General features: G+C 39.5%; 15 protein-coding genes. 2 read left to right on the top strand and 13 right to left on the bottom strand.

Annotation, left to right across the window (positions count from 1 at the left end):
• Nucleotides 1-32: 32 nt before the first annotated feature.
• From QE429_RS09060 to QE429_RS09015, 10 genes are all read right to left on the bottom strand, one after another.
• Nucleotides 33-1,109 (bottom strand): AI-2E family transporter, encoded by a 1,077-nt coding sequence (locus QE429_RS09060; protein ID WP_307286572.1) that lies wholly within the window; start codon nt 1,107-1,109, stop codon nt 33-35.
• 97 nt (nt 1,110-1,206) lie between these two features.
• Nucleotides 1,207-1,341, bottom strand: a complete 135-nt coding sequence (locus QE429_RS09055; protein ID WP_307286570.1) for a YrzQ family protein — start codon at nt 1,339-1,341, stop codon at nt 1,207-1,209.
• A gap of 22 nt (nt 1,342-1,363) precedes the next feature.
• Nucleotides 1,364-1,555, bottom strand: a complete 192-nt coding sequence (locus QE429_RS09050) for a hypothetical protein (protein WP_307286567.1) — start codon at nt 1,553-1,555, stop codon at nt 1,364-1,366.
• 11 nt (nt 1,556-1,566) lie between these two features.
• Nucleotides 1,567-2,043 carry a PRC-barrel domain-containing protein gene (locus QE429_RS09045; RefSeq protein ID WP_307286564.1) on the bottom strand — a complete coding sequence of 159 codons (477 nt, stop codon included), beginning with the start codon at nt 2,041-2,043 and terminating at the stop codon, nt 1,567-1,569.
• A gap of 33 nt (nt 2,044-2,076) precedes the next feature.
• Nucleotides 2,077-4,488: an SF1B family DNA helicase RecD2 gene (recD2, locus tag QE429_RS09040; protein WP_307286560.1), complete on the bottom strand. Its 2,412-nt coding sequence runs from the start codon at nt 4,486-4,488 to the stop codon at nt 2,077-2,079.
• Between the two features lie 36 nt (nt 4,489-4,524).
• Nucleotides 4,525-5,178: a tetratricopeptide repeat protein gene (locus QE429_RS09035; protein ID WP_307286558.1), complete on the bottom strand. Its 654-nt coding sequence runs from the start codon at nt 5,176-5,178 to the stop codon at nt 4,525-4,527.
• A 90-nt stretch (nt 5,179-5,268) separates the two neighbouring features.
• On the bottom strand, nt 5,269-6,387 hold the full coding sequence (gene mnmA / locus QE429_RS09030; protein ID WP_307286556.1) for a tRNA 2-thiouridine(34) synthase MnmA: 1,119 nt from the start codon (nt 6,385-6,387) through the stop codon (nt 5,269-5,271).
• A 42-nt stretch (nt 6,388-6,429) separates the two neighbouring features.
• Nucleotides 6,430-7,572: a cysteine desulfurase family protein gene (locus QE429_RS09025; RefSeq protein ID WP_307286553.1), complete on the bottom strand. Its 1,143-nt coding sequence runs from the start codon at nt 7,570-7,572 to the stop codon at nt 6,430-6,432.
• Between the two features lie 44 nt (nt 7,573-7,616).
• Nucleotides 7,617-8,036 (bottom strand): cysteine metabolism transcriptional regulator CymR, encoded by a 420-nt coding sequence (gene cymR, locus QE429_RS09020; RefSeq protein WP_307286550.1) that lies wholly within the window; start codon nt 8,034-8,036, stop codon nt 7,617-7,619.
• A 31-nt stretch (nt 8,037-8,067) separates the two neighbouring features.
• Nucleotides 8,068-8,214, bottom strand: a complete 147-nt coding sequence (locus QE429_RS09015) for a hypothetical protein (protein WP_307286548.1) — start codon at nt 8,212-8,214, stop codon at nt 8,068-8,070.
• A gap of 148 nt (nt 8,215-8,362) precedes the next feature.
• On the opposite strand from QE429_RS09015, the gene QE429_RS09010 reads away from it, so the two are divergent.
• On the top strand, nt 8,363-9,631 hold the full coding sequence (locus tag QE429_RS09010; protein WP_307286546.1) for a replication-associated recombination protein A: 1,269 nt from the start codon (nt 8,363-8,365) through the stop codon (nt 9,629-9,631).
• A 206-nt stretch (nt 9,632-9,837) separates the two neighbouring features.
• Here QE429_RS09010 and QE429_RS09005 read toward each other — a convergent pair whose 3' ends face one another.
• Both QE429_RS09005 and QE429_RS09000 read right to left on the bottom strand, forming a co-directional pair.
• Nucleotides 9,838-10,788, bottom strand: a complete 951-nt coding sequence (locus tag QE429_RS09005; RefSeq protein WP_307286543.1) for an ABC transporter permease — start codon at nt 10,786-10,788, stop codon at nt 9,838-9,840.
• Nucleotides 10,781-11,707 (bottom strand): ABC transporter ATP-binding protein, encoded by a 927-nt coding sequence (locus QE429_RS09000; protein WP_307286542.1) that lies wholly within the window; start codon nt 11,705-11,707, stop codon nt 10,781-10,783. The genes QE429_RS09005 and QE429_RS09000 overlap by 8 nt, the downstream gene beginning before the upstream one ends.
• Nucleotides 11,708-11,941: 234 nt before the next feature.
• Between QE429_RS09000 and QE429_RS08995 the strand changes: the two genes are divergently transcribed.
• The gene (locus QE429_RS08995) at nt 11,942-12,157 is read left to right on the top strand and encodes a nuclease-related domain-containing protein (RefSeq protein WP_307286540.1); all 216 of its coding nucleotides are present in this window, start codon (nt 11,942-11,944) and stop codon (nt 12,155-12,157) included.
• Nucleotides 12,158-12,930: 773 nt separating this feature from the next.
• Here the strand turns inward: QE429_RS08995 and QE429_RS08990 are convergent.
• Nucleotides 12,931-13,698, bottom strand: a complete 768-nt coding sequence (locus QE429_RS08990; protein ID WP_307286538.1) for a tRNA threonylcarbamoyladenosine dehydratase — start codon at nt 13,696-13,698, stop codon at nt 12,931-12,933.
• Between the last annotated feature and the right edge of the window lie 274 nt (nt 13,699-13,972).

The following is a 13,972-nucleotide window of genomic DNA, read 5'->3' as shown; positions in this document are numbered from 1 at the left end:
CAAGAAAACGTTTGTCAATTGAACCATGTGATTTAGGAGGAAGATTTTGCTTTCCCCGAAATAAAGTGATTTTTTGTATGAATAATACCCACTTTCAATATCACTAGGACAGGGACTGCCAAAATTAATCCTAATATTCCTCCTATCTCTCCACCTGCTGTCAGTGCAATCATGATTAATAAGGGATGCATGTGCAAGCTCTTTCCAACTATATATGGTGATAAAATATTCCCCTCTAGAAATTGAAGACCAAAAACAATGACCACCGTAATAATGACAAGCTTAACGGAAATAGTGGCCGCAATAATAACCGCAGGAACGGCTCCAATAATTGGCCCAAAATAGGGGATGACATTGGTAGCACCACATATGAGCCCTAATAACAAAGGATATCTTAAATCAAATACCCAAAACAGGAGAGCAGATACACTTCCAATAATCACACATACGAGAAGCTGTCCTCTAATATAGCTCCCCAATGATTGGTCGACATCCCTTAAAAATAAAGTCGCTTTTCTACGCCACTTTTTTGGTGTTAAGTACCATGCTGTACGTTTCATTAAAGGAAAATCTTTTAACATGTAAAAGGCAATAAACGGAATAATCATCATTAGAAGGGCAGAATTTAAGAAGTTCATTAAAACATTCACAATGATGGTTAAGAGGGTATCCATCTTTTTTTCGAAGCTATCAATTCCATCATCTATTTTTGTTTGAAGACCATCAGGCCATGCCCTTGTATGGGATTGAAGTTGTTCAATCCAGCTTCTGTATTGCTCAGCAAAAAAAGGAGCACTCTCAGAAAGGTCTTTTAGTTGGTCAATCATCGCAGGTATACCCTTATAAAGTGCAAATCCTATTCCACCAAAAAAGATAAAATATATTAAAAAAATTGCCAAACCCCGGTGAAGTCCTTTTTCATGTAATTTTTCAACAATTGGATGTAAGAGATATGTTATAAACCCTGCAACAATAAAGGGCAGTACAATTAAGAAAGCAAGCCTTACAACAGGTAGCCAAACAAACCGAATTTTAAGAAAAACATAAAAGACAATTAATAAAAGGAGTATAAAACCCATCCGATAAAACCATTTCATCCGAATATCCACAAGCAAGCCTCCCTCACGTTAGTGTTAGAGACATGGAATAGAAATATTCATCCATTCAAAAATCCCCCATGGAATACCAAGGGGGATTTACATAGCATTAGAACATTGCTCGTTTAACTTTTTTTTGTATTTTTTTCATATTGCGGGTGGACATCATATTGTTTCGTTGTGCCATATTATATACGGCCATCCCCGCACCAAAAGCAATCATCGACGTCATCATCTTATTCATGCGTTTCACCTCTTATCACATTTTACAGGGTGTAACGACGCTCTTCTTCTTCAAACAAATCGTCCAAGGAACTAAGTGAACCATCTTCCTCCACTTGGTGGGTATTAATAAGACCTTTGTTAACGGATAGCTCAATGAAGCAATTCCAGCAATAATATTGGTTGATACCAATTTTGCCTATATCCTTACTTTGACAATTCGGACACTTAAACATGAAAAGACACCTCACGTATTATCTACATCTACGATAATGGCATCCTTTCCGATCGCTACGGGCTTCCCGGATTGAATGACTTGTTTGCCTTCCGTTATATCCGAAAAGAAGCCATCCGTGATTTCATACCCTACGATTGTGCCCATTTCTTCCTGAAAATATACATCTTTTAACAAACCAAGAGAATCTCCGCTCTTAGAAAGCATCATCATCCCATTTAGAGAATGCTGATGTGTCAGTGTATATTCAGGATTATCTTTTAACTTTTCGAGATACTCGCTATCGTCAATCATAACCCCATCCCAGCCGAAGGTAGTTACTTTTTGAATATCCAGGAAGTATGACTGTTTGAAGAAAACGCCCTTTTTAACCAATAGGCCTCTGACGATACCATTGCTTGAGATACACAGGTCACTGATTTCACCAATTTTTGTCCCACTATTGGTTTCAAAGACTGGTTGTCCTTTCAATAAAGAAAATGTCCGCAAAGAGTGTCCCACCTCCTGTGAACATTTATAGTTTCAGTCATTTATCATGAAATCATAAGGTGAAACGTTTTCCATTCCGATCATTGGATTAACTTGCATTAATTCTTCTTCATAGGATAAGTCATTCGTTACATCTTTTTCTTTACGCTCAATCGATTGAACGAAGATCGTTTCCTGGAGCTTATGACGGAGTGTAGTCTGTCTTGAAAGTTCATCCGCTCTTTCCACACCCATTCTTAATGCATCTTCTTCACCGCAAAGAATTAGCGATTGTTTACTTCTAGTAATTGCTGTATAAATTAAATTTCTCCGCAGCATCCGGTAGTAGCTTCTCGTTACCGGAAGGATGACAATCGGAAATTCACTGCCCTGGGACTTATGGACAGAACAACAATAGGCATGTGTAATCTGATTCAAATCCTGCCTTGAATATTCCACTTCATTTCCCTCAAAGGAAATATAAATCATGTCTTGTTTTTCCGTGTTTTCCTTGGCATAAATGATCGAAATGATTTCGCCGATATCGCCATTAAAAACGTTGTTTTCAGGTTGATTGACCAATTGAAGGACCTTATCCCCAATACGATACTTAACTTCCCCAAAAGTTATCTCTTTACGTTTGCCATCTGGGTTAGGATTGAAAATCTCTTGAAGGAGGACATTTAATCGGTCAATCCCAGCAGGACCTCTGTACATAGGTGCCAAGACCTGAATATCCTTAGCAGTATATCCTTTGTTTTTAGCATTTTGTGCGACCTTTTCCACGACTTGTGCCACCTGTGTAGTCGAGCATCGGATAAACGAACGGTCAGGCTGCTTCTGTGTGACATCTGGCGGAAGGTAACCTTTTTTAATATCATGTGCCAGTTCTATGATGGAAGACCCTTCTGCTTGTCGATAAATATCAGTTAAGCGAACGGTGGGAATTCTTTCAGAATCTAACAAGTCCTTTAATACCTGCCCGGGTCCAACGGACGGCAGTTGATCCTCATCTCCCACCAGAATGACTTGAATATGATCTGGCAATGCTTTAAATAATTGATTCGCAAGCCAAATATCAAGCATGGATGTTTCATCAACGATTAATATTTTCCCTTCAAGCGAATGGGTATCCTCATGGTCAATTCCTTCTAAACCATTTAGACCTAGCAACCGATGAATGGTTACAGCAGGAAGTCCGGTGGATTCAGTCATTCGTTTTGCTGCTCTACCTGTCGGTGCTGCTAGCAAAAAAGGAAAGGGTTCTCCTTTTTTATGGTAATCCTTCGGCTCTAAGGAACAGCCATGAAGTTCTGCATATAGTTCGACAATTCCTTTGATAACCGTAGTTTTCCCTGTTCCAGGTCCTCCCGTTAAAATAAGCATAGGAGACATTAATGCCGTTTGAATTGCCTCTCTTTGGGTTGGAGCATATTGAACCCCAAGACGGTCCTCTAAGCCCCCCAATGCCAGCAAAAATTCCGATTCAGGAAACTGATCCTTATATTCGGTTTGCTTTAGTATCCGGTGGATGTTAGTGACAAGACCTTTTTCAGCAAAATAAAGTGAAGGTAAATAAATGCGTTTTTCTTCACCAATTAATTTTCCCTCTTCTTCAAGCTTGATGACTTCATTGGATATTTCTATAAACTCCACTTGGTCTCGTTTATTTTCTTCTAACAAGCGTTTAACTTGTTCAAGTAACTGCTCTGCATGTATGTATACATGACCTGTCTGCATGCTTTCATTTTCAAGCGTATACAAACAAGCTGCTTTAATCCGATCGGGATGACTGCCTGTAATTCCAAGCTGATAGCCGAGTTCATCGGCACGGCCAAAACCGATCCCCTCAATATCTTCCACCAGTTGATAAGGGTTCTTTTGGATGATGCCAAGTGTCTCCTCTTTATAGGTCTGGTAGATACGCATTGCAATCTGTGGACCAAAACCATATTGGTTTAAGGCTACCATGACTTGTTCGAGTCCCTGATGCTCCATGAGTGTATCATAAAGGGTTTTTGCCTTATCAGGAGGGAGCTTTGGAATGGAATCTAATAAGGACGGTTGATTCAGGATTTTAGAAATAGCATTTTCTCCAAGGGTCTCCACAATGTTTTCAGCAGTTTTCTTTCCAATTCCTTTGAACATTTCCCCTGATAAATAGGCAATAACCCCTTGTTTTGTCTGAGGCATATCCTTCCTGAAATGCTTCGTAAGAAATTGTAAGCCAAACTTCGGATGTTCCTTAAATTCCCCGTAAAAGATATATGTCTCTTGTTCATGCACCTTTGGAAAATATCCTGTAACAACTGCTTCTTTATCATCATATGGGTGATTCGTTTCATCCACTCGAATCCGTAAAACTGTATATAAATTCTGTTCATTATGGAAAATCGTTACGATAGGTCTTCCTTTTACAAATTTTCCTTGCTCCTCAAATAAATCAAGCGCGTCTTGTTTTTCCATTCGAGTCTCCCTCCCTTCCAGATGTTAAGAACAAATTTATTGCATATTTTCGATTAATTTTTTTGCATGTCCAGCAAGCATATGGTCTGGTTGTATCTCCAATGCTGTGTTAAACATTTCAAGAGCTTTTGATGCATTATCCTTAAAGGCATAAGAAACGCCTAAATTATAATACGCATCGGAATGATTAGGATCGAGTTCAATACATTTTTCAAATTGGGCCATTGACTCGTCAATGAATTCTAATTGAGCGAGACAAAGTCCATATTGAAACCTCGCTTCTGCATCCTCTTCATTTAGTTCTACACTTCTTTGCAAATAAGGAAGGGCAAATCGGCTCTTATCTAATTGAACAAGCGTTAAGCCCAACATAAAGTAATTATCGGAAGACTCCAGCCCCTTTTTCATAGCTGTTTCAAACATGTTTTTCGCTTCTTCGAAACGATCATGTGTGAATAGAATGTTACCGATACTATAGTATGCGGCTGCCGCATTTTCATCTATTTCAAGTGCCTTTTGATAAAATTTAATTGCTTTTTCATCGTCACCAACAGCTGAAAGAACGTTGCCAAAGTTAATATACGCAACAGGGTCCGCTGGATTTTCTTCAATTGCTGCGTTGAAGGCTTTAGCTGCCTCTTCGTAATTGCCTTCCTGCATGTATTGTACACCTAGTTGGTTTTTATCCATTTTATTCAGCTCCAATCTTAGGGAAAGTATATCATATTTCGTAAAAAAAACATTAAAAAACCCTGACTCCTTTTGGAATCAGGGTTCTGATTATCCTACATATGTTAAACGTTCACCATTTTTATACACTTCGTCAATGGTACCGCCGCCCAGGCACTCGTCACCATCGTAAAAAACAGCAGCTTGTCCAGGAGTAATCGCACGAATCGGCTCCTTGAAAATAACCTCTGCGCGATCGCCGTCTAGTAAACGAACTGTTACCTTATGGTCTTCCTGACGATAGCGGAACTTAGCTGTGCACTCGAATTCAGCCGGCTTTTCATTGTTCGATACCCAGCTAACGTTCGTAGCAATAATGGAATTAGAATATAGTTTTTCATTGTGGAAGCCTTGTCCAACATATAGAACATTTCTCTTTAGGTCTTTTCCAATGGCAAACCAAGGCTCACCAGCACCGCCAATACCTAACCCATGACGTTGACCAATGGTATGGTACATAAGACCTTCATGTTTCCCTTTAACCTCACCATCAAATGTTTCCATGTTTCCCGGTTGTGCAGGCAGATATTGACCTAAGAATTCTTTAAAATTCCGTTCCCCGATAAAGCAAATCCCTGTGCTGTCCTTCTTAGTTGCTGTAGCAAGTTCTGCTTCCTTCGCAATTTCACGCACTCTAGATTTCTCCAGATTTCCAATAGGGAACATGACTTTACTTAGTTGTTCCTGTGACAATTGGTTCAAGAAATACGTTTGGTCTTTATTTTCATCAAGACCGCGAAGCATCTTATACTCTCCATCACGGAATTCTACTCTTGCATAGTGCCCAGTAGCTAAATAATCCGCACCTAATTTCATGGCATGTTCAAGGAACGCTTTGAATTTTATTTCTTTATTACACATGACATCTGGATTTGGCGTTCTACCAGCTTTATATTCTTCAAGGAAATAGGTGAATACCTTATCCCAATATTGTTTTTCAAAGTTCACAGCATAATAGGGGATGCCGATTTGATTACATACACGGATCACATCCTCGTAATCTTCCGTGGCCGTACACACACCATTTTCGTCCGTGTCATCCCAGTTTTTCATAAAAATCCCGATCACATCATAGCCTTGCTGCTTTAAGAGCAGAGCAGCTACAGAGGAGTCTACTCCACCTGACATTCCTACTACGACACGTATATCTTTAGGATCTCTTTTTTCCATTTCATATTCACCTCTCTTTAACCGTTTCTTCCTACTGTACATTTATTTTTTCAGACGTAAAACAACCCTTGCCGTTTCTTCAGCGGCTTTTATCACTTGCTCTGTTGTGATGTTCATGCCAAAGCTAAAACGGATGGAATTGATTAGACGGTCTGATTGTTTACCAAACATGGCAACCAGGACATGAGATGGTTCAATAGAACCAGCTGTACATGCAGAACCGCTCGAAACAGCAATACCTGCTAAATCGAGATTGACTAGCATCGCTTCCACACTTGTTCCCGGAAAGCTTAAGTTTAATACATGTGGCAATGAATTATCAAGCAATCCGTTCACGTGAAACTCAACATCTAGTTCACGCAATTTTCCTAACATTGCTTCCTTAAAGCCGGCATACTTTTCTATGTTTGCCGCTCTTTCATCACTAGCAATTTTCACTGCTTCATGAAAACCAACAATGGAAGCAACATTCTCTGTGCCGGCTCGTCGTTTTCTTTCTTGCTCTCCGCCAAAAGAGCGAGGAGAAAGTTTAATATCTGAGCGGGCAAAAAGAAAACCTGTTCCTTTAGGACCATTAATCTTATGAGCAGAAACGGATAGCAGATCAATATGTTTTTCATTAACGTCGATATTTTCAATCCCATAAGCTTGTACTGCATCTGTATGGAAGATTGCTTGGTGGTCCTTTACTATCTCCCCAATTTCTGAAATAGGTTGAATCGAACCTATTTCATTATTACCGTACATGATGGATACTAAAATCGTATCATCCCTCAATGCCACTCGGAATTCGTCGATTGAGATTCTACCTGTTTCATCCACAGGTAAATAGGTTACCTCATAGCCCATCTTCTCCAGCTTTTTACAAGCATGAAGAACTGCATGATGTTCCACTACTGTAGTAACTATGTGTTTCCCTTTATTCTGATAGCTTTCCGCTACTCCAAACAATGCCATGTTATCGGCTTCTGTTCCACCGCTTGTAAAAATAATTTCATTTTCCTTCGCACCAATACTGCGCGCCAGACCTGCTCTGGCAAGATCGATTTGGTGCCGTGCTTCCCTTCCAAATGAATGAATGCTGGAGGGATTGCCAAAAGTATGATTCATCACATCGACCATTTTTTCAATCACTCTTGGATGCATGGGAGTTGTTGCTGCGTGGTCGAGATAAATTCGTTCCATCCTTACACCTTCAATCAAAATAATTCTTGTATTTACTTTTCACCTTAAATATAGAACATATAACCTTCTGTTTCATTATCTTCGCTGTGATTTGCCAAATCTTCTAATGTAGTATTGTCTAGTACGCCTTTAATGGCATCTCTAATTCTAATCCATAGCTCTCGCTTTGCCGGCTCTTCATCTTCAATTCCCTCAACGGGTGTAATCGGCCCCTCAAGAACACGTATTACATCTCCCGCAGTAATTTTAGATGGAACATTTGTAAGGATATAGCCACCATATGCTCCTCTTATACTCTTAACTAAACCAGCATTACGTAACGGAGCAATCAATTGCTCCAAATAATGCTCTGATAAATCATTTGCTTGCGCTATGGCTTTTAATGACGTCGGCCCTTCACCATATTTTTTAGCAAGCTCAATCATAATTGTAAGACCATATCTTCCCTTTGTAGAAATCTTCACTACTAAGCACCTCTATTCGAAATCTATATAATTAAATCCGTAATTCCACAGTAAATTGATAGGCATTAGAAATTATAACACATTCTTCTTTAATATGCTTTTTTCCCAAGAAAGTGGTATCGTATAAGAAAAGCGGAAGCGCCTTGGTCAGCCCCGACAGGCAAATGTTCTTAGGCAAGAAAAGTCCGCCTTTTGACTTTTCTTGCCGAAGGTTATTTGACCCGAGGGGCTAGGCGTTGGAGCTGGACAGTTCTCAAAGTCGAATTTTACTGTTCTAATCCTAAATAAAAGCACGTTTAAAAAGAAACCCTTTTGGAGAGATGATTATGCAGCAAAAGCCATTGGCCTTTCGCATGAGGCCAAGAACGATAGATGAAATCGTAGGCCAGCAGCATTTGGTTGGTGACGGAAAAATCATTGCTAGAATGGTTAAAGCAAAACAGCTTACATCCATGATTCTATACGGACCACCAGGAATTGGCAAAACTTCGATAGCTAGTGCCATCGCTGGCAGTACAAAATATGCCTTTCGAACATTAAATGCAGTAACAAATAATAAAAAAGATATGGAAATAGTCGCAGCCGAGGCGAAAATGTCAGGAAAGGTAATCCTTCTTTTAGATGAAGTTCACAGGCTGGATAAAGGAAAACAAGACTTTTTACTTCCTTATTTAGAGAACGGAATGATTACACTTATTGGGGCCACTACAAGTAACCCGTACCATGCAATCAATCCCGCGATTCGCAGTCGCTGTCAAATTTTCGAGCTAAAACCTTTAACCCCTGATGAGGTAAAACAGGCCTTGCTCCGTGCAATCGAAGACGCGGATCGCGGACTGGGTAATTTAAAGGTGAGTGTTACGGACGAAGCATTAATGCACTTCGCCAATGCATCGAACGGGGATGTCAGAAGCTCTTTAAACGCACTCGAATTAGCCGTCCTGTCTTCGGATGAGGATGAAAACGGCATTATTACGGTTGATATGGAAACAGCTGAGGAATGTCTGCAAAAGAAAAGTATCGCTGCGGATAAGGATGGAGACGGGCACTATGATGTCTTGTCCGCCTTTCAAAAATCCATTCGTGGTAGTGACGCCAATGCTGCGTTGCACTATCTGGGCAGGCTAATTGAAGCAGGTGACCTGGTCAGTATCAGCCGAAGACTGATTGTCATTGCGTATGAGGACATCGGACTCGCTAATCCTCAAGCAGGACCACGGACATTAGCAGCGATTGAAACAGCAGAACGACTCGGTTTTCCCGAGGCACGCATTCCGCTTGCCAATGCCGTTATTGAACTATGCTTATCACCTAAATCCAACTCTGCTATTTTGGCCATTGATAACGCCCTTGAAGATATTCGAAAAGGGAATGTAGGTGAAATCCCTGATCATCTAAAGGATGCACACTATAAGGGAGCCAAAGAGCTTGGCAGGGGAATTGAATACTTATTTCCCCACAACTATGAAAATGGCTGGGTGCCGCAGCAATACTTACCCAACCGGATAAAAAACAAACAATACTATCAGCCAAAGAAAACCGGAAAATTTGAACAGGCCCTCGCAACGGTCTATGAAAAACTGTCACGTAAATAGTAAGAAAAGCGCAAGCGACTTGGTCAGCCCCGACTGGCAGATGTTCTTCGGCAAGAAAAGGCCGCCTTTTGACTTTTATTGCCGAAGGTTATTTGACCCGAGGGGCTAGGCACTGGAGCTGGACAATTCTCAAAGCCGAAATATAAACATTCTATAATATTAATAAAGGTGTCAGGCACCATTGATTAGGGTGCCTGACACCTTTTTTAGGCTGCAACATCTCGTTTTTTGAAGACAAAAAAGGCGAGAAATTGAAATAGAGCAAAGTAAATCAGGAGCATGAGTATAGAAAATGACATGGTCATCCCTTCTACCATCGGCGTTCCTTCTACATACTGCATGAGATCAGTATTCGCAAACAGTATGTATTTTGCCCACGTAAATTTCATGGATAACAGGACGGTAAGCTGCGCTCCTGTAAATAATAAAAATAGCGATAGCCCGATGGCCAAAGAGCTATTGCGGAAAACAGTTGAAATCATAAATGCCATAGTAACTAGCATAATCGTATCAATGGAACTTAAACCATAGTAAATTAATAAATGGACAACGATATTTTGCTCAGTAACTTGACCATTACTATAATTTAAATAAGGAACTGCTTTATCTGGCATACCGAACAAAATGCCGCCAAGTACGGTAGAAAAAACAAAGAGGATACCCAGCATAAATAGAGCATACAGTAATACGGTTAAATATTTAGATAATAAAATTTTCGTTCGGTTAATGGGCCGGATTAATAACAGCTTTATGGTTCCCCAATTAAACTCGCTGGCCACGATTCCAGCCGCTACAATAATAATGAATAACCCAGCCAGGACGATCAACTGTGAGGAATCTTTGACGAATGACCATACAGAGTATTTTTCTTTTGGTGATAGATGATGCTTGATCCGATAATCATTAATAGCTATCTCTTTTTTGAAAAATTGTTTTTCAATCTTTGACTGACTTTGTTCCATTTGTTGCTTTAAAGCATTGTTTTCTTCTTGTAATACTTGTTCCCAGTTTTTATCTTCCGTTAAATCCATTCCATTTTGTTGATACTTAGTTACCATTCCCACCACTGCTATGGAGATAACCAGGATGGCAATCATCACATACGTTCCAGGCCGTCTAAAAATTTTCATCCATTCATTCTTGATTAAATTACCCACGAGACACCGCCTCCTTTTCAGACGTTACTTCCAGGAAGCGATCTTCCAATGTTTTAGCCACTTCTTTAATGCCATAAACCTGTATGTCTTCAGCGACAAAAGCTTTGACCAGCTTTGGTATTTCTTCCTTAGAAAGTTCTACGGATATTCCATTTCTGGAGCGGGTCGCCCGGATACTTGGATAATGCTCTTGTACTATAAGCAGGGCATGATCACTCGGCACTACTTCCAACTCATAGGTGGTTTCTGTGCTCTGGACAAACTCTTGAACAAGTTGAACATCAATAAGCTGACCGTTTTGGATGATCCCAATTCGGTCACACATCATTTCCATTTCAGATAGCAAGTGGCTTGAAACAATGACTGCCATATTTTTTTCACGTGCCAACTGACGAACATAGTCCCGAATCTCTCTTATTCCTGCAGGATCTAAGCCATTCGTAGGCTCATCCAGGATTAATACCTCTGGATCATGTAAAAGACATTGAGCCAATCCTAATCTTTGTCTCATACCAAGTGAATAGGTTTTGACCTTATCATGAATGCGTTCCGATAAACCAACTAGTTCTACCGTTTCAGCAATTTTTTCCTTGGTAATCCCTTTTGCCATCCGTGCATAGTGGACAAGATTTTGATAACCAGTTAAAAATTTATACATTTCCGGATTTTCGACGATGGCACCTACATGTCCCACGGCATTTTCAAAATCAGTTTTGATGCTTGAACCGCCGATGATGATATCTCCTGAAGTGATCCCCATTAAGCCGACAATCATCCGAATAGTCGTCGTTTTCCCAGCACCATTCGGGCCAAGGAAGCCGAAAACTTCGCCTTTAATCACTTTAAAGCTGATATTATCAATAATCGTTCTTCCTTTAATTACTTTGGTTACATCTTTTAATTCAACGATTGTTTCCAATTTCCCTCTCCTCTCAAAAGCCGTCCATTATAGTGTACATTATCTTAGAAGAATTTTCCTAAACTTTTCACTCGTGGTATTAGTGAATCGTTAACAAAACCTTCACACAATTTTAGGGATTTCTAGAATTTTTTTATAAAATAAGGTTGTACGTGTAAAAAAGAAAGGAAGTGTATCATGCTCTTAAAACCGAGGTATAAGTCGAATGAACTTATCATTTTGAAGTCACTTTACATGAGAACAGCTTTGTCTCCAAAAGACCAAAAATACTATTTAAGACTTGAAAAAGGATATCAAGGAGAGTTGATGTTTGACCAACATACTAGTAAGCTACAAAATGATTTGTATTTTATAAACGATTTATGTATTGATTTTAATAATACGAATTTCCAAATTGATACGTTAACCATTTCTCAGAGTATAATTTTTCCTTTTGAAGTGAAAAATTGAGGGGAACTATTTATACGAAAATGATAGTTTTTATACTTTATCCAGGGACATAGTGCAGAATCCATTAGATCAACTAAAGCGAAGTAAAACTCTATTACAACAGTTACTTAAAAATATTGGTTTTAATATACCAATCGAAGTTAATGTTTCCTTCATTAACCCCGAGTTCACCTTATATCAGGCTCCTCTAAACAAACCAATTATTTATTTTTCTCAGCTCAATTCCTATATGAAGAAATTAAACAAGCTTCCTTCAAAGTTAACTTCTAGTCACAGGGAACTTGCAGAAACTTTAATCTCGATAAATCCCCCTATTCCCGTTTTCCACCATATCGATATGACCAAATGCAAAAAGGAATTCTTTGTCCTGAATCTAATTCTTTTTTAATTTGTAAAGATGATAAGAAACTAGTATGTATAGATTGTGGATATGAGGAAGAGGTAGTAAGTGGTGTTTTAAGGAGTTTAGAGGAGCTTAAACTTCTATTTCCTGAATTAAAGATAACAACTACTCTTATTCATGAGTGGTGTCACGTGATTCATTCTAAAAAGTTATTAAGACGTATACTAATGGAGAATTTATCAGCAACTGGATATGGACGATGGTTATTTTTTGAGTAGATTTTGTTTTACGTTACCCATCCCGCCTTTTCCTCGTGCGTTCGGGCACGTAGACCCTTTCTACGTTACCCAAAACAACTTATGAGCACGGATCGGGCACGAACATTCAACCTAAAAAGCCCTAACCAAATTAATTAGGGCCTACATTTCAATTATTTTTCATCAGATACACGTGTAATTTTGATATCTTTCAATAACTCACGTACTACATAGCTTGCCATGATGAGACCGGCTGCGGATGGGACGAAGGCATTGGAAGCAGGCGGCATTTTCGCCTTTCGAATCGGCGCATTTTCCTTACCAACCACTTTAACAACATCCTCACGAACCACAATTGGGCTTTCATCCGAAAATACCACTGGAATCCCTTTATGAATGCGTTCCTTACGAAGCTTCGTACGAATTACCTTTGCGATTGGATCCGTATGAGTTTTGGAAATATCTGCAATTTGGAATCGCGTTGGGTCCATCTTATTGGCCGCACCCATACTTGAGATGATCGGAATATTTCGTTTTAAGCATTCCTTCATTAAGTGAATTTTATACATAATCGTATCAGAAGCATCTACAACAAAATCCAAGTTGTAGCTAAAAATATCTTCATACGTTTCCTCTGTGTAGAACATTTTAAGGGCAATGACTTCACAATCGGGATTAATATCCTTAATACGCTCCTGCATGATTTCTACTTTAGGTCTGCCGACAGTTGACAGCAAAGCGATTAGCTGGCGATTAACGTTGGTAATATCCACATCATCCTTATCGATTAAAACTAAACGGCCAACGCCAGAGCGAGCAAGTGCTTCAGCAGCAAATGAACCAACACCCCCGATTCCCAAAACAGCAACCGTGCTATTTTTCATGATATCGAGGCCTTCTTTACCAATGGCAAGCTCATTACGGGAAAATTGATGCAGCATGATGTTCCTCCAAAAATAAGTTTCATTTTATATCTTTTATTATCTTTTACCCTAAAAAATATAACATACAATCTTATAAAAACAAGTATTTAGATAGGAATTATGAAGATAATGAGCAAAATAAAACCTCCATGGCAATTATGCTGGAGGTTGATGTTTAAAAACTCTTAGTAAACTTGACTGTTGATTTCCGCTCCAGTCACTTCGCTTTCCGTGGGTGTTTCGGCGAGCCTCCTCGGCGCTTGCGCCTCCGGGGTCTCTCCTGAACCATACT

It is taken from the genome of Bacillus sp. SORGH_AS_0510, assembly GCF_030818775.1.
Classification (GTDB): Bacteria; Bacillota; Bacilli; order Bacillales; family Cytobacillaceae; genus Neobacillus.
The sequence above is the reverse complement of the archived record's forward strand: the minus strand, read 5'-3'. Positions and strand labels throughout refer to the sequence as shown.

Coding starts and splice junctions, on each gene's coding strand:
- recD2 (WP_307286560.1), bottom strand. CDS start 4,488: ATGGAAAAACAAGACGCGCTTGATTTATTTGAGGAGCAAGGAAAATTT.
- QE429_RS09010 (WP_307286546.1), top strand. CDS start 8,363: ATGCAGCAAAAGCCATTGGCCTTTCGCATGAGGCCAAGAACGATAGAT.
- QE429_RS08990 (WP_307286538.1), bottom strand. CDS start 13,698: ATGCTGCATCAATTTTCCCGTAATGAGCTTGCCATTGGTAAAGAAGGC.
- QE429_RS09050 (WP_307286567.1), bottom strand. CDS start 1,555: ATGTTTAAGTGTCCGAATTGTCAAAGTAAGGATATAGGCAAAATTGGT.
- QE429_RS08995 (WP_307286540.1), top strand. CDS start 11,942: ATGAGAACAGCTTTGTCTCCAAAAGACCAAAAATACTATTTAAGACTT.
- mnmA (WP_307286556.1), bottom strand. CDS start 6,387: ATGGAAAAAAGAGATCCTAAAGATATACGTGTCGTAGTAGGAATGTCA.
- QE429_RS09055 (WP_307286570.1), bottom strand. CDS start 1,341: ATGAATAAGATGATGACGTCGATGATTGCTTTTGGTGCGGGGATGGCC.
- QE429_RS09035 (WP_307286558.1), bottom strand. CDS start 5,178: ATGGATAAAAACCAACTAGGTGTACAATACATGCAGGAAGGCAATTAC.
- QE429_RS09025 (WP_307286553.1), bottom strand. CDS start 7,572: ATGGAACGAATTTATCTCGACCACGCAGCAACAACTCCCATGCATCCA.